At 67.1% G+C, this 16,510-nt stretch carries 15 protein-coding genes; 7 read left to right on the top strand and 8 right to left on the bottom strand.

All coding sequences use genetic code 11. The features are described 5' to 3' along the window. Positions 1 to 42 precede the first annotated feature (42 nt). The 6 genes from G3O06_RS09965 to G3O06_RS09940 all read right to left on the bottom strand — a co-directional run bounded on the left by G3O06_RS09965 (position 43) and on the right by G3O06_RS09940 (position 6,354). Entirely contained in the window at positions 43 to 1,368 is a 1,326-nt protein-coding gene (locus tag G3O06_RS09965; RefSeq protein ID WP_175003255.1) for an MFS transporter, read from the bottom strand. Between the two features lie 110 nt (positions 1,369 to 1,478). Beyond that, on the bottom strand, positions 1,479 to 2,117 hold the full coding sequence (locus G3O06_RS09960; RefSeq protein WP_205815906.1) for an aldolase: 639 nt from the start codon (positions 2,115 to 2,117) through the stop codon (positions 1,479 to 1,481). Continuing rightward, positions 2,117 to 3,412, bottom strand: coding sequence for a 3-oxo-tetronate kinase (otnK, locus tag G3O06_RS09955; protein WP_205815892.1), 1,296 nt, complete (start codon positions 3,410 to 3,412; stop codon positions 2,117 to 2,119). Before otnK ends, G3O06_RS09960 begins: the two co-directional genes overlap by 1 nt. Before the next feature lie 19 nt (positions 3,413 to 3,431). Further along, complete coding sequence (gene ltnD, locus G3O06_RS09950) at positions 3,432 to 4,328, bottom strand: L-threonate dehydrogenase (RefSeq protein WP_346779502.1); 897 nt, start codon at positions 4,326 to 4,328, stop codon at positions 3,432 to 3,434. A 64-nt stretch (positions 4,329 to 4,392) separates the two neighbouring features. Further along, a complete protein-coding gene (locus tag G3O06_RS09945; protein ID WP_174917031.1) occupies positions 4,393 to 5,097 on the bottom strand; it encodes a FadR/GntR family transcriptional regulator in 705 nt (234 codons plus the stop codon). Between the two features lie 189 nt (positions 5,098 to 5,286). Further along, on the bottom strand, positions 5,287 to 6,354 hold the full coding sequence (locus G3O06_RS09940; RefSeq protein WP_205815890.1) for a GlxA family transcriptional regulator: 1,068 nt from the start codon (positions 6,352 to 6,354) through the stop codon (positions 5,287 to 5,289). Between the two features lie 300 nt (positions 6,355 to 6,654). Here G3O06_RS09940 and G3O06_RS09935 point away from each other — a divergent pair, with 300 nt between their 5' ends. Genes G3O06_RS09935 through G3O06_RS09910 form a run of 6 tightly spaced genes read left to right on the top strand, consistent with a single transcriptional unit; the run spans position 6,655 to position 13,691 of the window. Further along, positions 6,655 to 8,040, top strand: a complete 1,386-nt coding sequence (locus tag G3O06_RS09935) for an L-serine ammonia-lyase (protein WP_205815889.1) — start codon at positions 6,655 to 6,657, stop codon at positions 8,038 to 8,040. 15 nt (positions 8,041 to 8,055) lie between these two features. Further along, on the top strand, positions 8,056 to 9,300 hold the full coding sequence (locus tag G3O06_RS09930) for a sarcosine oxidase subunit beta family protein (RefSeq protein ID WP_006480591.1): 1,245 nt from the start codon (positions 8,056 to 8,058) through the stop codon (positions 9,298 to 9,300). Positions 9,301 to 9,324: 24 nt separating this feature from the next. Continuing rightward, complete coding sequence (locus G3O06_RS09925; RefSeq protein WP_174379763.1) at positions 9,325 to 9,624, top strand: sarcosine oxidase subunit delta; 300 nt, start codon at positions 9,325 to 9,327, stop codon at positions 9,622 to 9,624. Further along, positions 9,621 to 12,632, top strand: coding sequence for a sarcosine oxidase subunit alpha family protein (locus tag G3O06_RS09920; RefSeq protein WP_205815888.1), 3,012 nt, complete (start codon positions 9,621 to 9,623; stop codon positions 12,630 to 12,632). Before G3O06_RS09925 ends, G3O06_RS09920 begins: the two co-directional genes overlap by 4 nt. Next, positions 12,622 to 13,254: a sarcosine oxidase subunit gamma gene (locus tag G3O06_RS09915; protein WP_174969821.1), complete on the top strand. Its 633-nt coding sequence runs from the start codon at positions 12,622 to 12,624 to the stop codon at positions 13,252 to 13,254. The genes G3O06_RS09920 and G3O06_RS09915 overlap by 11 nt, the downstream gene beginning before the upstream one ends. Then, entirely contained in the window at positions 13,251 to 13,691 is a 441-nt protein-coding gene (locus G3O06_RS09910; protein ID WP_085042872.1) for a dihydroneopterin aldolase, read from the top strand. Before G3O06_RS09915 ends, G3O06_RS09910 begins: the two co-directional genes overlap by 4 nt. 266 nt (positions 13,692 to 13,957) lie before the next feature. Here the strand turns inward: G3O06_RS09910 and G3O06_RS09905 are convergent, their stop codons facing one another. Continuing rightward, positions 13,958 to 15,031, bottom strand: a complete 1,074-nt coding sequence (locus G3O06_RS09905; RefSeq protein WP_205815887.1) for an alkene reductase — start codon at positions 15,029 to 15,031, stop codon at positions 13,958 to 13,960. A gap of 171 nt (positions 15,032 to 15,202) precedes the next feature. Between G3O06_RS09905 and G3O06_RS09900 the strand changes: the two genes are divergently transcribed. Continuing rightward, positions 15,203 to 16,078, top strand: a complete 876-nt coding sequence (locus G3O06_RS09900; protein WP_205815886.1) for a LysR family transcriptional regulator — start codon at positions 15,203 to 15,205, stop codon at positions 16,076 to 16,078. A 30-nt stretch (positions 16,079 to 16,108) separates the two neighbouring features. Here G3O06_RS09900 and G3O06_RS09895 read toward each other — a convergent pair whose 3' ends face one another. Next, complete coding sequence (locus tag G3O06_RS09895; RefSeq protein WP_205815885.1) at positions 16,109 to 16,507, bottom strand: lysozyme inhibitor LprI family protein; 399 nt, start codon at positions 16,505 to 16,507, stop codon at positions 16,109 to 16,111. Positions 16,508 to 16,510: the final 3 nt, after the last annotated feature.

Genomic DNA, 16,510 nt, shown 5'->3' with positions numbered 1-16,510 from the left:
GCGCCCCGCGTCGAATGGCGGCAGGCTCAGCGATTCAATGGATCAGCGGTTCACGAGTTTCGCGGGCGTGAGCCACACGGCGATCGCGCCGATCACGAGCATCGCGGCGAGCACGTACATGCCGGACGCCGTGCTATGGGTGGCATCCTTCAGGTAGCCGATCACGTACGGGCTCGCGAAACCCGCGAGGTTGCCGACCGAGTTGATGATCGCGATCCCGGCCGCGGCCGCGGAGCCCGCGAGGAACGCGGTCGGCAGCGACCAGAACAGCGGTGCGCAGGTCAGCACGCCGCCCGCCGCGAGCGACAGGAACACGATCGACACCGCCGTATTGTGCGAGTACGACGCGGCAACCGCAAACCCGAGCGCGCCCATCAGCGCCGGCACGATCAGGTGCCAGCGACGCTCGCGGCGCTTGTCCGCGCTGTGGCCGAACAGGTTCATCACGACGATCGCGACGAGGAACGGAATGGCCGACAGCAGGCCGATCTGCAGCGTATCGGTGATGCCGGTCGATTTGACGAGCGTCGGCATCCAGAACGTGAGGCCGTACTGGCCCGTGACGAACGCGAAGTAGATCAGCGACATCCACCACATGCGCGGGTCCGAGAACACGGCCTTCAGCGAATGGCCGTGCTGCTGCTGTTCCTGCGGCTGCGCGGCGATCTCGTCCTCCAGCAGCTGCTTCTCGCGCTCGTCGAGCCACTTCGCGCTGCGGATGCTGTTGTCGAGATACAGGATCGTCGCGATGCCGACGAGCACGGCCGGCACGGCTTCGATCATGAACATCCATTGCCAGCCGTGGAAGCCCGAGCCGCCGTGGAAGCGCTCCATGATCCAGCCCGACAGCGGGTTGCCGAAGATGCCCGACACGGGGATCGCGGACATGAACACCGCGATGATCTTCGCGCGGCGATGCGACGGGAACCAGTAGGTGAGGTACAGGATCACGCCGGGATAGAAGCCGGCTTCCGCGAGGCCGAGCAGGAAGCGCAGCACGTAGAACTGCGTTGGCGTCTGCACGAATGCGAACAGCGCGGACAGCAGGCCCCACGTGATCATGATCCGCGCGATCCAGATGCGCGCGCCGATGCGGTGCATCAGCAGGTTGCTTGGCAGTTCGAACAGAAAATAGCCCAGAAAGAAAATGCCGGCGCCGAGCCCGAACACGGTTTCGCTGAACGCGAGATCCTGCGACATCTGCAGCTTCGCGAAGCCGACGTTCACGCGGTCGAGATACGCGACCACGTAGCAGAGCATCAGGAACGGCACGATGCGCCAGAATACTTTCTTGTAGGTGCGGTCGAGTTCCGCGGCATGGGCGGGCGCGGCGGGCGAGCGGCCAGCGGCCGCGTCGAGAGCAGTCATCGTCGTCTCCAGGATGTTGTTTGCCGGCGGCGCGTACGTCGCCGGATCGTGTGTGCTGACGGAAGGGCCCGCGCACACGGCGGGCATGGGAATCGTTGCGTGGCGCGTCGTTACCAGCGCGCGCCGAAGCTGGTGCGCAATTCGTCGAGCGCCGCGTCGTCGAGCGGCTCGGGTTTCGGGTGCGTCATCAGCCACAGCCGCGCCGTTTCCTCGAGCTCTTCGAGCGCATACGACGCGTGCGATACCGACGGCCCCCACATCACGGGGCCAAGGCGGTCGAGCAGCACGCCGCGCACCTTGTCGGCGAGCGCCGCGACTTCGGCCGCGACGGCAGGATCGCCTGGGCGGCGGTAGCGGATCAGCGGAATGTGGCCGACCTTCATCACGTAGTAAGGCGTGATCGGCGGCAGCACGTCGGTGTCGCGCCACACGCCCGCGAGCGTCAGTGCGACGAGGTGCGTCGAATGCGTGTGGACGACGCCGTTCGCTTCGGTATTGCGTGCGTAGATGCCGCGATGCAGCGCGAGCGTCTTCGACGGCTTGCCGCCCGAAACGGGCTGGCCGTCGAGGCCGACCTTCGCGATGTCGTTCGGGTCGAGCCGGCCGAGGCACGCATCGGTCGGCGTGATCAGCCAGCCGTCGGCGAGGCGCGCGCTGATGTTGCCGGCGCTGCCGACCGCGTGGCCGCGCGCATACAGGCTCGCGCCGACGATGCAGATCTCTTCGCGCAGTTTCGCTTCGTCGCTCATCATGCGGCTCCGTCCAGCGCGCGCAGCGCCTTGTCGAAAAAGTCCGTGGTGCCGAAGTTGCCGGACTTCAGCGCGAGGCCGAGCGGCTGCGCGTCGATGGTGGCCGTCGCCGGCACGCCCGGATCGATTTGCGCGCCGATCTGCAGCGACTTCACGTCGAGCGCCTGCACGACCGCGCCGGATGTTTCGCCGCCGGCCACGACGAACTTGCGCACGCCGAGATCACGCAGGCCGCGCGCGATCGCCGCGAGCGTGGCTTCGACGAGATGGCCGGCCGCGTCGACGCCGAGCGCCTGCTGCACGGCCTTCACTTCGTCGGGTGTCGCGGTCGCGTAGATCAGCACGGGCTGCGGCAGGTGCGAGCGCGCGAACGCGAGCGCCTGGTCGACGACGGGTTCGCCGCGCGATGCCGCGAGCGGATCGATGCGGAAGCTCGGTCGCGTGGCGCGCCAGGCGGCGACCTGCGCATTGGTGGCCTTCGACGCGCTGCCGGCGAGCACGGCCGACAGGCCGTCGATATGCGGCAGCGACGCCGCATTGTCGCGCTCGGGCAGTTGCTCCGAACGGCGGAAATTCGCCGGCAGGCCGAGCGCGATGCCCGAGCCGCCGGTGACGAGCGGCAGGCCCGCGCATGCTTCGCCGAGCACGTAGAGGTCGCGGTCCGACAGCGCATCGGCGATCGCGAAGCGCGCGCCTTCCGCGCGCAGTTGTTCGATCCGCGTGCGCACGGCGGCCGCGCCCAGCGCGATCGTGTCGTAGCGGATCAGGCCGACCGGCGACTTCGTCTGCCGCTGCAGCACGCGCACGAGGTTCGCATCCTTCATCGGCGTGAGCGGATGGTTCTCCATCCCCGATTCGTTCAGCAGCACGTCGCCGACGAACAGGTGGCCGCGATAGATCGTGCGGCCGTTCTCGGGGAACGCCGGGCACGCGATCGTGAAGCCGCCGCCGGCCGCATCGAGCAGCGCATCGGCGACGGGGCCGATGTTGCCCGCGTCGGTCGAATCGAACGTCGAGCAGTACTTGAAGAAGAACTGCCGGCAGCCTTGCGCGCGCAGCCATTCGTACGCGGCGAGCGATTGCGCGACGGCGTCGGCCGCGGGGATCGTGCGCGACTTCAGCGCGACGACGATCGCGTCGGCGTCGAGCGTGGTGTCTGTGGTGCCGTCGGCCGGCACGCCGATCGTCTGCACGGTGCGCATGCCGCTCTTGACGAGCATGTTCGCGAGATCGGTCGCGCCGGTGAAATCGTCGGCGATGCAGCCGAGCAGGGGACGGGAAGCGGAAGCGGTCATGGCAGGAACGTCGGTCGAATCAGCGGGCGGGCGGCAGCGTGATGCCGGGGAAAGTCTTGATCACGGCGGAATCGTCCTCGCCGCCGTGGCCGGCGCTCGACGCGCTCATGAACATCTGGTGCGCGGTGGCCGACAGCGGCAGCGGGAACTTGCTGCGGCGCGCGGTATCGAGCACGAGGCCGAGATCCTTCACGAAGATGTCGACGGCCGACAGCGGCGTGTAGTCGCCGTTCAGGATGTGCGGCACGCGGTTCTCGAACATCCACGAGTTGCCGGCGCTGTGCGTGATCACGTCGTACAGCGCATCGGCATCGACGCCCTCGCGCAGGCCGAGCGCCATCGCTTCGGCGGCCGCCGCGATGTGCACGCCGGCCAGCAGCTGGTTGATGATCTTCACCTTCGAGCCGATGCCGTGCGCGTCGCCGAGGCGATAGACCTTGCCGGCGATCGCCGCGAGCACGTCTTCGCAGCCCGCGTACGCGGCGGCCGGGCCCGACGTCATCATCGTCATCTCGCCGGAGGCCGCGCGCGCGGCGCCGCCCGACACGGGCGCGTCGAGCATCTGCAGGCCGGCGGCCTCGATGCGCACGCCGAGCGCGACCGCGAATTCCGGCGCGACGGTCGCGCTTGCGATCACGACGCCGCCCGGTTTCATCGCCGCGACCGCGCCGTGCTCGCCGAACAGCACCGTTTCGGTTTGCGCGGCATTGACGACGAGCGTGACGACGACGTCGCATTGCGCGCCGAGTTCAGCCGGCGTCGCGCAGGCGATGCCGCCTTCGGCGGCGAACGCCTGCAGCACGGTGTCGCGCACGTCGCAGGCGTGCACGCGCAGGCCGGCGCGCAGCAGCGAGCGGGCGACGCCGAGGCCCATCGCGCCGAGGCCGATGACTCCAACATTTCGTGACATGGTCAACCTTGATTGATTCGGAAGAGGTTCGTGACAGCGGCGGCGCCTGTGAAGGCTGAGGCCGCGGGCTTCAGCAAATGCCGGCTTCCGCGAGACGGCGGGCGGCGTTGTACATGTGCGTGCGTGCTGCGTTGCGTGCGGCCATCGGGTCGCGCGCGCGGATCGCGTCGGCGATCGCTGCGTGCTCCTCGCGCACCTGGCGCGAGAAGTCCTCGCGCGTCGCTTCGTTGCGCCGCGTGACTTTCACGCCGGCTTCGAGGTACTGGTTCAGGAACTGCAGCGTCTTCAGGAAATACGGGTTGCCGGTGACGGCCGCGATCGTGCGGTGGAACGCGACGTCTTCCGCGACACCGTCGCGCCCTTCGGCCACCGCATCGTCGATCTTGCTCAGTGCATCGTCGATGTCGGCCATGTCTTCATCGGTGTGATGCAGCGCGGCTTCGGCCGCGACCTCGGCCTCGATCGCGCGGCGCACCGCGAGCAGGTGCGGCAGCGAGGTGGCTTCGACCGCTTCCGCATAGTCGATCCGCAGCGGCCGGATCGCGCCGTGCTGGTTCACGTACACGCCGCTGCCCTGGCGCGGCTCGACCACGCCTTCGTTCTTCAGCCGCGAGATCGCCTCGCGAATCACGGTGCGGCTCACGCCGAATTCCTGCGCGAGCACGGCCTCCGTCGGCAGCTTGCCGGTGGCGGAGAAGCTGCCGATTTCGATCTGCTTGAGCAGTTGCTGCGCGACATGGTCGCTCATCGCACGGGCGGGAATTTTCTCGAACATGGTGCTCTGGCTTGTAAGGTTATGTGGTCATCATACAAATTTGAGTGTGCGACAGCATCCGTGATAACCCTTGGTTAACGGAATGCAACGTCGGTTAAATTGATTGGAACCGGTTCCAATTGGGCCTAAACCGATGCGTTTGCGTGTTGTCTGGCGATCGGTTGAAAATGGGGCGGGTGCCCGTGGCCGTCAGTCGGCGATGTCCTCGACGGGGTCCGCCGCGATTGCCGTGTCGGCTTCCGCGCCGTCCCCGCCGCGCTCCCGATACGTCGCCGGCGGCACGCCGAACTGCTTGCGGAACTCGCGCCCGAGGTGCGACGCATCGGCGAACCCGCAGCTCGACGCGATATCGGCCACCGTGCGGTCCGAACTCGTCAGCAGCCACGCGGCCGTGCGCAGCCGCACCTGCTTCGCGAACGCCTGCGGGCTCTTGCCCGTTTCCGCCTTGAACAGCCGTTCGAGCTGCCGCGTTGACAAATCGAGCTTGCTCGCGAGCTCGTCGAGCGACAGTGCGCGCCCGACATGCTGTTCCATCAGGAGAATCGCGCGCTTGACCTTCGGGTGCGTCGCCGGCTCGAGGCCCGGCGGATGCGGCTGCGGCGCATTGCCTTTCTGCATTTCGCCGACCAGCAGGATGCGCAGCGCCTTCTGCACGGTCGCGTGATCGAAATGGCGCAGCAGGATCGCGGCGGCGACGTCGATCGACGCGCGGCCGCCCGAACAGGTGATGCGGCGCCGGTCGATCACGAACAGCCGGTCGGCGATCAGCAGGTCGGGGTCGGCGGACGGAAAGCGCTCGATGAAATCCCAGTAGTGGAACCAGCTCACGCAGGTGCGATAGCCGTCGAGCACGCTGGCGCGCATCAGCGTGAACACGCCGGTGCAGATGCCGACGACCGTCGCGCCGCCCGCCGCCGCGCGGCGGATGAAGTCGAGCGTCTCGGGGCCCGCCTGCGGCCCCGAATGCAGCAGCCCGCCGACCACCACCACGTAGTCGAACGGCTCGGCCGCGTCGAATGTTTCCCACGGCGTGATCTGGATCCCGCAGCTCGCGCGCACCGGCGCGAGCGTCTCGCCGATCACGCTCCACGCGCAGCGCACGGGCTTGCTGTAGTCGCCGTCGTCCGCCGACAGCCGCAGCATGTCGACGAAGCCCGAGAAGGCCGTCAGCGTGAAGTTCGGCAGCAGCACGATGCCGAAGCGGATGCGCCGCGGCGCGGGTTCTGCGAGGGGGGAAGCGGGTACGTCGGTTGTCATCGCGGCCAATCTCTTCACGCCGGGCGGGCGGTCTCACTCAGTCTGTTGATACGGGTAATGCGGGGGCGTCGGTCGGGTGCGGCCGGGCGGCGCGGATGCAGCCAGCGTCGCTGATCGGTTCCGGCCCGACTTGTGGTTTTCCGTCGCGAACCATCGCCAAAACGCACTTTCGAGCCCGCCGAAGTGTCGCTTGGCGGCGCTATCCCACGTCGATGCCGTTTTTGTTCTATCGGCCAATTTTACGCTTTGATGTACTGACGCCAACGATATTTCACGTGTGTCCCACCCAGAGGAAGCCAGATGAACGTCAGCGTCTTCGACCTGTTCAAGATCGGCATCGGTCCGTCCAGTTCGCATACGGTCGGCCCGATGATCGCCGCGTGCCGCTTCGCGTCGCACGTGGAGGACGCGAACCTGCTCGGTTTCGTGCGCCGCGTGCGGGTCGAACTATACGGCTCGCTCGGCGCGACCGGCAAGGGGCATGGCACCGACAAGGCCGTGCTGCTCGGTCTCGAGGGCCACCTGCCCGACACGATCGATCCGGACCTGATCGAGCCGCGGCTCGCCGCGATCCGCGCGGAGAAATCGCTGTCGCTGCTCGGCAAGCAGACCGTCCGCTTCGAGGAAAAGGAGCACATCGGCTTCTATCGCAAGCTGATGAGCGGCACGAGCATCGTGCACCCGAACGGAATGCGCTTCCAGGCCTTCGACGAGCACGGCCAGCTGCTCGTCGAGAAAGAGTATTACTCGGTCGGCGGCGGCTTCGTCGTGAACCGCGACGGCGATCGCGTGAACGGCGTGCGCGCGGCGATCGAGGTGCCGTATCCGTTCCGCACCGGCGACGACCTGATGCGCCAGTGCCGCGAGCACGGGCTGTCGATCGCCGAGCTGATGATGCGCAACGAATGCGCGCTGCGTCCCGCCGACGAAGTGCGTGGCGGGCTGCTCGCGATCTGGCGCACGATGGCCGCGTGCGTCGAGCGCGGCTGCAAGGTCGAGGGCGACCTGCCGGGCCCGATGCGCGTGAAGCGCCGTGCGGCCGAGCTGAATGCCCGCCTGCGCGAGCGCTCGGAAGAGTCGCTGCGCGACCCGCTGTCGATGCTCGACTGGGTCAACCTGTATGCGATGGCCGTCAACGAGGAGAACGCCGCCGGCGGCCGTGTCGTCACCGCGCCGACCAACGGCGCGGCCGGCGTGATTCCCGCGGTGCTGCACTACTACGTGAAGTTCGTGCCGGGCTCGAACGAAGCCGGCATCGTCGAATTCCTGATGACGGCCGCGGCGATCGGGATCATCTACAAGGAAACCGCGTCGATCTCCGGCGCGGAAGTCGGTTGCCAGGGCGAAGTGGGCGTTGCGTGCTCGATGGCCGCCGCCGCGCTCGCCGCGGTGATGGGCGGTACGCCCGACCAGGTCGAGAACGCGGCCGAGATCGGCATGGAGCACAACCTCGGGATGACCTGCGACCCGGTCGGCGGGCTCGTGCAGATCCCGTGCATCGAGCGCAACGCGATGGGCGCGATCAAGGCGCTGAATGCGTCGCGCATGGCGCTCAAGGGCAACGGCCAGCACTACGTGTCGCTCGATTCGGTCATCAAGACGATGCGCGAAACGGGTGCCGACATGAAGACGAAATACAAGGAAACGTCGCGCGGCGGTCTGGCCGTGAACGTCATCGAATGCTAACGAAGGATCACTGACATGAGCCGCTACTCGATATTCAGCCTGTTTCGCAACGGCCTCTCGTACCACGAGAACTGGGAAAAACAGTGGAAGAGCCCGGAACCGAAGAAGGAATACGACGTCGTGATCGTCGGCGGCGGCGGTCACGGCCTCGCGACCGCGTACTACCTCGCGAAGGAGCACGGCATCACGAACGTCGCGATCCTCGAGAAGGGCTGGATCGGCGGCGGCAACACCGCGCGCAACACGACGATCGTGCGCTCGAACTATCTGTGGGACGAATCGGCCGCGCTGTACGAAAAGGCGATGAAGCTGTGGGAAGGGCTGTCGCAGGACCTGAACTACAACGTGATGTTCAGCCAGCGCGGCGTGATGAACCTGGCCCACACGCTGCAGGACGTGCGTGACACCGAGCGCCGCGTGAACGCGAACCGGCTGAATGGCGTCGACGCCGAATTCCTGACGCCCGCGCAGATCAAGGAAATCGAGCCGACCATCAACCTGAACAGCCGCTACCCGGTGCTCGGCGCATCGATCCAGCGCCGCGCGGGTGTGGCGCGCCACGACGCGGTGGCCTGGGGCTTCGCACGCGGCGCGGATCGCGCGGGCGTCGACATCATCCAGAACTGCCAGGTGACGGGCATTCGCCGCGAAGGCGGCGCGGTAGTCGGCGTCGACACGGTGAAGGGTTTCATCAAGGCGAAGAAGGTTGCCGTGGTTGCCGCCGGCAACACGACGACGCTCGCCGACATGGCCGGCGTGCGCCTGCCGATCGAAAGCCACCCGCTGCAGGCACTGGTGTCCGAGCCGATCAAGCCGGTCGTCAACTCGGTGATCATGTCGAACGCGGTGCACGCGTACATCAGCCAGTCCGACAAGGGCGACCTCGTGATCGGCGCCGGCATCGACCAGTACACGGGCTTCGGCCAGCGCGGCAGCTTCCACATCATCGAAAGCACGCTGCAGGCGATCGTCGAGATGTTCCCGGTGTTCTCGCGCGTGCGGATGAACCGCCAGTGGGGCGGCATCGTCGACGTGTCGCCGGACGCATGCCCGATCATCACCAAGACCGACGTGAAGGGCCTCTATTTCAATTGCGGCTGGGGTACCGGCGGCTTCAAGGCGACCCCCGGCTCGGGCTGGGTGTTCGCGCACACGATCGCCCGAGACGAACCGCATCCGCTGAACGCGCCGTTCGCACTCGACCGTTTCTATACGGGCCACCTGATCGACGAGCACGGCGCTGCCGCCGTTGCGCACTGACCACGCACACGAGGAGAAAGAAACATGTTGCTGATCGAATGTCCGTGGTGCGGGCCGCGCGCCGAATCCGAGTTCTCGTGCGGCGGTGAAGCCGACATCGTGCGCCCCGTGAACAACGAGAACATGACCGACCGAGAATGGGGCGAGTACGTGTTCATGCGCGAGAACAAGCGCGGGCTGCACAAGGAGCAATGGCTGCATGCGCAGGGTTGCCGCCGCTGGTTCAAGGCCACGCGCGACACGGTGACCTACGATATCAAGGGCTACGAAAAGTTCGGTGGCGCAGCTGCCGGCAACGCACACGAAGAGGGCACGAGCAAATGAGCCAGAAAGACCGCCTCGGCACTGGTGGCCGCATCAATCGCGCGATTCCGTTGACGTTCACGTTCAACGGCCGCACGTATCAAGGCTTCCAGGGCGACACGCTCGCGTCCGCGCTGCTCGCGAACGGCGTGCACTTCGTCGCGCGCAGTTTCAAGTACCACCGTCCCCGCGGGATCGTGACGGCCGACGTCGCGGAACCGAATGCCGTCGTGCAGCTCGAATCGGGCCCGTACACGGTGCCGAACGCACGCGCGACCGAGATCGAGCTGTACCAGGGCCTCGTTGCGTCCAGCGTGAACGCGGAGCCGACACTCGAGAACGACAAGTACGCGATCAACCAGAAGCTGTCGCGCTTCCTGCCGGCCGGCTTCTACTACAAGACGTTCATGTGGCCGCGCAACATGTGGCCGAAGTACGAAGAGAAGATCCGCGAAGCGGCCGGCCTCGGCAAGGCGCCGGAAGCGCTTGACGCCGATCGCTACGACAAGTGCTACGCGCACTGCGACGTGCTCGTGGTCGGCGGTGGCCCGTCGGGCCTCGCGGCCGCGCATGCGGCGGCCACGGCCGGCGCGCGCGTGATCCTCGTCGACGACCAGCGCGAGCTCGGCGGCAGCCTGCTGTCGTGCCGCGCCGAGATCGACGCGAAGCCCGCGCTGCAGTGGGTCGAGAAGATCGAGGCCGAGCTGCGCAAGCTGCCCGACGTGACGATCCTGTCGCGCAGCACCGCGTTCGGCTACCAGGACCACAACCTCGTGACGGTCACGCAGCGCCTGACCGATCACCTGCCGGTGTCGATGCGCAAGGGCACGCGCGAGCTGCTGTGGAAGGTCCGCGCGAAGCGCGTGATCCTCGCGACCGGCGCGCACGAGCGGCCGATCGTATTCGGTAACAACGACCTGCCGGGCGTGATGCTGGCAGGCGCGGTGTCCACTTACGTGCATCGCTACGGCGTGCTGCCGGGCCGCGATGCGGTCGTATTCACGAACAACGATCGCGCTTACCAGACCGCGCTCGACCTGAAGGCGTGCGGCGCGAAGGTGACGGTCGTCGATTCGCGCGCGTCGTCGAACGGTGCGCTGCCGGCCGCGGCGAAGCGGCAGGGCGTGACGGTGATGAGCGGCGCGGTCGTGACGGGCGCATCGGGCAAGTGGCGCGTATCGTCGGTCGACGTCGCGTCGATCTCGAACGGCCAGGTGGGCGGCAAGCTGCAGACGCTGCCGTGCGACCTCGTCGCGATGTCGGGCGGCTTCAGCCCCGTGCTGCACCTGTTCGCGCAGTCGGGCGGCAAGGCGTGCTGGAACGACGAGAAGGCGTGCTTCCTGCCGGGCAAGCCCGTGCAGGCGGAAGCGAGTATCGGTGCGGCGGCCGGCGAATTCGGCCTGGCGCGCGCACTGCGGTTCGCGGTCGATGCGGGCGTGGAAGCGGCGAAGGCGGCGGGTTTCACGGCTACTCAGCGCGCGGTCGCGCCGCAAGTTGCCGAAACCGTCGAAGGCGCACTGCAACCGCTGTGGCTCGTCGGCAGCCGCGAGGCCGCGGCGCGCGGGCCAAAGCAGTTCGTCGACTTCCAGAACGACGTGTCGGCGGCGGACATCCTGCTGGCCGCACGCGAAGGCTTCGAGTCGGTCGAGCACGTGAAGCGCTACACGGCGATGGGCTTCGGCACCGACCAGGGCAAGCTCGGCAACATCAACGGGATGGCGATCCTCGCGGGGGCGCTCGGCAAGACGATTCCGGAAACGGGCACGACGACGTTCCGCCCGAACTACACGCCCGTGTCGTTCGGCACGTTCGCGGGCCGCGAGCTGGGCGATTTCCTCGACCCGATCCGCAAGACCTGCGTGCACGAGTGGCACGTCGAGCACGGCGCGCTGTTCGAGGACGTCGGCAACTGGAAGCGGCCGTGGTACTTCCCGAAGAACGGCGAGGATCTCCACGCGGCCGTGAAGCGCGAATGCCTCGCGGTGCGCAACAGCGTCGGCATTCTCGACGCGTCGACGCTCGGCAAGATCGATATCCAGGGCCCGGACGCGGTGAAGCTGCTGAACTGGATGTACACGAACCCGTGGAACAAGCTCGAAGTGGGCAAGTGCCGCTACGGGCTGATGCTCGACGAGAACGGGATGGTGTTCGACGACGGCGTGACGGTGCGCCTCGCCGACCAGCATTTCATGATGACGACCACGACGGGCGGCGCGGCGCGCGTGCTTACGTGGCTCGAACGCTGGCTGCAGACCGAATGGCCCGACATGAAGGTGCGGCTGTCGTCGGTCACCGATCACTGGGCGACGTTCGCGGTGGTCGGCCCGAAGAGCCGCAAGGTCGTGCAGAAGGTGTGCCAGGACATCGACTTCGGCAACGAGGCGTTCCCGTTCATGAGCTACCGGAACGGCACCGTCGCGGGCGCGAAGGCGCGCGTGATGCGGATCAGCTTCTCGGGCGAGCTCGCCTATGAAGTGAACGTGCCGGCGAATGCGGGCCGCGCGGTGTGGGAAGCGCTGATGGCGGCCGGTGCCGAGTTCGACATCACGCCGTACGGCACCGAGACGATGCACGTGCTGCGCGCGGAGAAGGGCTACATCATCGTCGGCCAGGATACCGACGGCTCGGTCACGCCGTACGACCTCGGGATGGGCGGCGTCGTCGCGAAGTCGAAGGACTTCCTCGGCAAGCGTTCGCTCGCGCGCTCGGACACCACGAAGGAAGGCCGCAAGCAGTTCGTCGGCCTCCTGACCGACGACGAACAGTTCGTGCTGCCGGAAGGCGCGCAGATCATCGCGAAGGATACGCAGGTGTCGGCGGTCGATCCGACGCCGATGATCGGCCACGTGACGTCGAGCTACTACAGCCCGATCCTGAAGCGCTCGATCGCGCTTGCGGTGGTGAAGGGCGGCCTGAACAAGATGGGCGAGAGCGTCGTGATTCCGCTGGCCAACGGCAAGCGCATCACCGCGAAGATCTCGAGCCCGGTTTTCTACGATACCGAAGGGGTGCGCCAGCATGTGGAATGAAACCAGAAACCAGTCGCAGGTGGCGGGCGCGGGCGGCGTGACGCTTGAATCGCCGTTCGTCGGCGCGGCCGACGTGCTGAAGCCGCACCAGGCGCGCGCATCGAAGAAGTTCACGCTGCGCGAGCGGCCGTTCCTCGATCTCGTCAACGTGCGCGGCGAGTTGAGCGATCCGGCGTTCGTCAGCGCGTTCGAGCGCGTGGTCGGCTGCCGGCCGCCCGCGGAGCCGAACACGATTGCGCGCGGCGCCGAGTACGACGTGCTGTGGCTCGGTCCCGACGAGTGGCTCGTGCGCTCGAACGGGCCCGTGCAGGCCGGCGTGCTCGAAGCGAAGCTCGCGGAAGCCGTGCAGGGCACGTATGCGGCGGCCGTCGATGTCGGCAGCGGCTATACGGTCGTCGAGATCAGCGGCGAACGCGTGCGCGACGTGCTCGCACGCGGCTGCCCGCTCGATCTCCATCCGCGTGCGTTCAAGCCGGGCCAGTGTGCGCAGTCGCACTACTTCAAGTCGTCGATCGTGCTGATCCCGACCGGTGACGATGCGTTCGAGATCGTCCTGCGCCGCAGCTTCGCCGACTACTTCCTGCGCATCATGCTCGACGCGGCCGCGCCGCTCGCATCATGAAGCCGTTCGACGAACCGTTCGTGGCGATCGACGCGCCGCGCCTGCGCGGGCGCGGCTGGAGCGTGTTCGTCGACGAACTGAAGGTGCCCGCGCGGATCGGCATTCATGCGCACGAGCATGAAGCGCCGCAGCCGATCGTGATCGATGCGCGGCTCGGCTATCGGTGCGAGCCGAGCGAGCAGGGCGAGTGGATCGATTACGACGGCTATTGCGCGCGCATTGCGGCGTTCCTGTCGCACAAGCCGCATACGCGGCTGCTCGAAACGCTCGTCGCCGATATCGCGGTGCTGTCGTTCCGCGAATGGCCGGCGCTGGAGTCGCTGACGCTGTCGGTGTACAAGCCGAAGATCCGGCCCGGCACGAAGCGCGTCGGCGTGTCGCTCGACTGGACGCGCGGGGATTATTTGCGGTGGACGGGAGCGGCGGGGCAGTTTTGATGTGTCGTGCCACGGCAAGCCAGTGTCCTGGTTTGCCGTGTTTTGCTCATTGTTCCTGGAATATCAGAACAATGGGCGTACGGTGAATGTCGTTGGCTTTGTTCCTGGAATATCGGAACAATTGCTCCCGCTAATCTTGCCGCCCCGGTGTCGTACAGGCTGAAGCGGCTTCAACCTGCCGGGCTGACCGGTATGACGTCATCGTACCGGCGATCGCCGTAACCCCCTGTTGCGGCAGGTCGCAACGATCGCCCCGAGCCGAAGCGTCAAGCCGCAGCCGCCCCATCCAGCGCCGGATAGTCGACATACCCGCGCGCATCGCCGCCGAAGAACGATTCGCGCCGTGCGTCGTTCATCGGCGCGCCGGTCTTCACCCGCGTCACGAAATCCGGATTCGCCAGCACCATCTGCCCGTACGCTTCGAGATCGGCCAGCCCGGACTTCAGATCCTCGCCGATCGTCTCGCGCGGGCGGCCCGGCCGGTTCAGGATCAGCATGCCGCTCCAGCGCGCGCGCAGGTCGGCAAGCAGCGCTTCATTGCCGTGATGCATCACGTGCAGGTAAGCGAGGCCGAGGCGGTCGAGTTCGGTCGCCAGATAGCGGTTCAGGTCCGGCCCTTGCTCGCCTTCGTCCACGCCGCCGAGCGTGGCGCCGGGCGACAGGCGGATCGCCGTGCGATCCGCGCCGATCTCTTCGGCGATCGCCGTCGCGACCTCGATCGCGAAGCGCGCGCGGTTCTCGATCGAGCCGCCGTACGCGTCAGTGCGGGTGTTCGCGTTCGGTGCGAAGAACTGCTGGACGAGGTAGCCGTTCGCGCCGTGGATTTCGACGCCGTCGGCGCCCGCCTCGATCGCACGGCGTGCGGCGATACGGAAGTCGTTCACGGTCTCTCGTACTTCGTCGGTCGTCAACGCACGCGGCACGGGGATGTCCAGCATGCCCTTCACCGTGAACATCTGCGCGCCAGGCGCGATCGCCGAAGGTGCGACTCCCTGCCGGTGATGCGGCGTATTGTCGGGATGCGACATGCGCCCGACGTGCATCAACTGGATGAAGAGGCGGCTGCCGCGTGCATGCACGGCGTCGCTGACCGCCTTCCAGCCGGCGACGTGCGCGTCGGTATGGATGCCGGGCGTCGTGAGATAGCCCTGTCCGTCGTCGGAAGGCTGCGTGCCTTCGGACACGATCAGACCGAGGCTCGCGCGCTGTGCGTAGTATTCGGCGGCCCATTGGCCGGGCGTGCCATCGAAGGCGGCGCGGCTGCGCGTCATCGGCGCCATGACGAGGCGGTTTTGCAGCGTGTAGCGGCCCACGCGGGCCGGGGTGAACAGTTGGCTCATGATGCGTTGCTCCTCGAAGTTCGGGACGGCGGCACCGGGACGATGCCGGTTCAGGCGCCGGCCGCGCATCGTTGCGCGGACCTCGCCTCCACGCACCCATCATCCATTGCTTCCTTTTCGGGATAAACAGGGTAATCTGGATAACATTGATCCATTGGTGGGGCAATGAGCATGGAACTGCTGAACGACATGGCGCTGTTCGTCGAAGTCGTGAAGGCGAAGGGCTTTCGCAGCGCGGCCGAGACGCTGGGGATGCCGAACTCGACGCTGTCGCGGCGCATCGGCGCGCTGGAGAAGGCGATCGGGCTGCGGCTGCTGCATCGCACGACGCGCCGGATCGAGCTGACGGAGGCCGGCCAGCTTTACTTCGAGCGCTGCAAGCGCATCGTCGACGAGGCGCGGCTTGCGCACGAGCAGCTCGGCGGGCTGCTGGCGGAGCCGACCGGCGTGCTGCGCGCGTCGTTTCCGGTTGATTTCGCGGTGGTCATTCTGGCGCCGCTGGTCGTCGAATTCTCGAACCGCTATCCGAAACTGGCCTTCGATTTCGAGCTGACATCGCGGCGTGTCGATCTGGTGAGCGAACCGTTCGACGTGGCGATCCGCATGGGGCCGTCCGAGGACTCGCAACTGATTGCGCGGCGGCTCGCGACGCTCCGGAACTACCTGTATGCGTCGCCCGGTTATCTCGCGCGCGCCGGCGAGCCGCGCGAGCCCGAAGACCTCGCGCGGCACGCGTGCCTCGGCCTGCAACGGAGCGGGTCATGGACGCTGCACGACGGCGCGCGTTCCGTCGCGGTGCCGGTGAGCAGCCGTTTCGGGGCAAACAGTGTCGGCATGCTGCGGCGCCTGGCCACGCTCGATGCGGGCATCATCGTGCTGTCCGAGGCGATCGTCGCGGACGATCTGGTCGCCGGCCGGCTGCGCCGCGTGATGCCCGCATGGGAAGGCGAGCCGATTGCCGTCTATGCGATGACGGAAACGCGGCTGCTGCCCGCGAAGACACAGCATTTCATCGAATTTTTGCGGGAGCGTTTCGCGCAGGCGTGACGGGCAGTTGCGCAGGCATTCGTTCGTCGGTCAGTTCGGTGCCGGTTGTGGCGCGTCCAGCTGCGCTTCCCATTTCTTCAGGATGCGCACGCGTGCCTGGCTGAAATCGACCCAGCAGTTCATCCGCGCGTCTTCCGGGATCATCTGTTGCGGATTGGCGGCTTTCACGTAGTCGCAGGTGTCATCGGCGAAGCGGGTCCAGCTTGCCTGCGACTTCGCGAGCGCGCTGGCGGCATCGGGGTTGCGCTGCTTGAGCTTGTGCTCGAGCGACCGGTATGCGCGCTCGACGGCCTGATCGTTCTGACCGAGTACGCAGGTCCGCACGTCGTTCATCGTCAGCGCGTGCTTTTCGCAATCGACGGCGGCAAACGCGATGGTGTGGCCAATCGCCAGCGCGGCGACGGCAAGGAAGCGCGAGACGTGGCGCATGCG

Source organism: Burkholderia sp. Ac-20345 (genome assembly GCF_017104825.1).
In the GTDB taxonomy this organism is placed as follows: Bacteria; Pseudomonadota; Gammaproteobacteria; order Burkholderiales; family Burkholderiaceae; genus Burkholderia; species Burkholderia lata_B.
The sequence above is the reverse complement of the archived record's forward strand: the minus strand, read 5'-3'. Positions and strand labels throughout refer to the sequence as shown.

What these genes read in the sequence shown, in the direction of transcription:
- G3O06_RS09915 (WP_174969821.1), top strand. Translation starts at nt 12,622, where the DNA reads ATGTGGAATGAAACCAGAAACCAGTCGCAGGTGGCGGGCGCGGGCGGC.
- G3O06_RS09910 (WP_085042872.1), top strand. Translation starts at nt 13,251, where the DNA reads ATGAAGCCGTTCGACGAACCGTTCGTGGCGATCGACGCGCCGCGCCTG.
- G3O06_RS09930 (WP_006480591.1), top strand. Translation starts at nt 8,056, where the DNA reads ATGAGCCGCTACTCGATATTCAGCCTGTTTCGCAACGGCCTCTCGTAC.
- G3O06_RS09905 (WP_205815887.1), bottom strand. Translation starts at nt 15,031, where the DNA reads ATGAGCCAACTGTTCACCCCGGCCCGCGTGGGCCGCTACACGCTGCAA.
- G3O06_RS09945 (WP_174917031.1), bottom strand. Translation starts at nt 5,097, where the DNA reads ATGTTCGAGAAAATTCCCGCCCGTGCGATGAGCGACCATGTCGCGCAG.
- otnK (WP_205815892.1), bottom strand. Translation starts at nt 3,412, where the DNA reads ATGACCGCTTCCGCTTCCCGTCCCCTGCTCGGCTGCATCGCCGACGAT.
- G3O06_RS09900 (WP_205815886.1), top strand. Translation starts at nt 15,203, where the DNA reads ATGGAACTGCTGAACGACATGGCGCTGTTCGTCGAAGTCGTGAAGGCG.
- G3O06_RS09935 (WP_205815889.1), top strand. Translation starts at nt 6,655, where the DNA reads ATGAACGTCAGCGTCTTCGACCTGTTCAAGATCGGCATCGGTCCGTCC.
- G3O06_RS09960 (WP_205815906.1), bottom strand. Translation starts at nt 2,117, where the DNA reads ATGAGCGACGAAGCGAAACTGCGCGAAGAGATCTGCATCGTCGGCGCG.
- G3O06_RS09925 (WP_174379763.1), top strand. Translation starts at nt 9,325, where the DNA reads ATGTTGCTGATCGAATGTCCGTGGTGCGGGCCGCGCGCCGAATCCGAG.
- G3O06_RS09940 (WP_205815890.1), bottom strand. Translation starts at nt 6,354, where the DNA reads ATGACAACCGACGTACCCGCTTCCCCCCTCGCAGAACCCGCGCCGCGG.
- G3O06_RS09965 (WP_175003255.1), bottom strand. Translation starts at nt 1,368, where the DNA reads ATGACTGCTCTCGACGCGGCCGCTGGCCGCTCGCCCGCCGCGCCCGCC.
- G3O06_RS09895 (WP_205815885.1), bottom strand. Translation starts at nt 16,507, where the DNA reads ATGCGCCACGTCTCGCGCTTCCTTGCCGTCGCCGCGCTGGCGATTGGC.
- G3O06_RS09920 (WP_205815888.1), top strand. Translation starts at nt 9,621, where the DNA reads ATGAGCCAGAAAGACCGCCTCGGCACTGGTGGCCGCATCAATCGCGCG.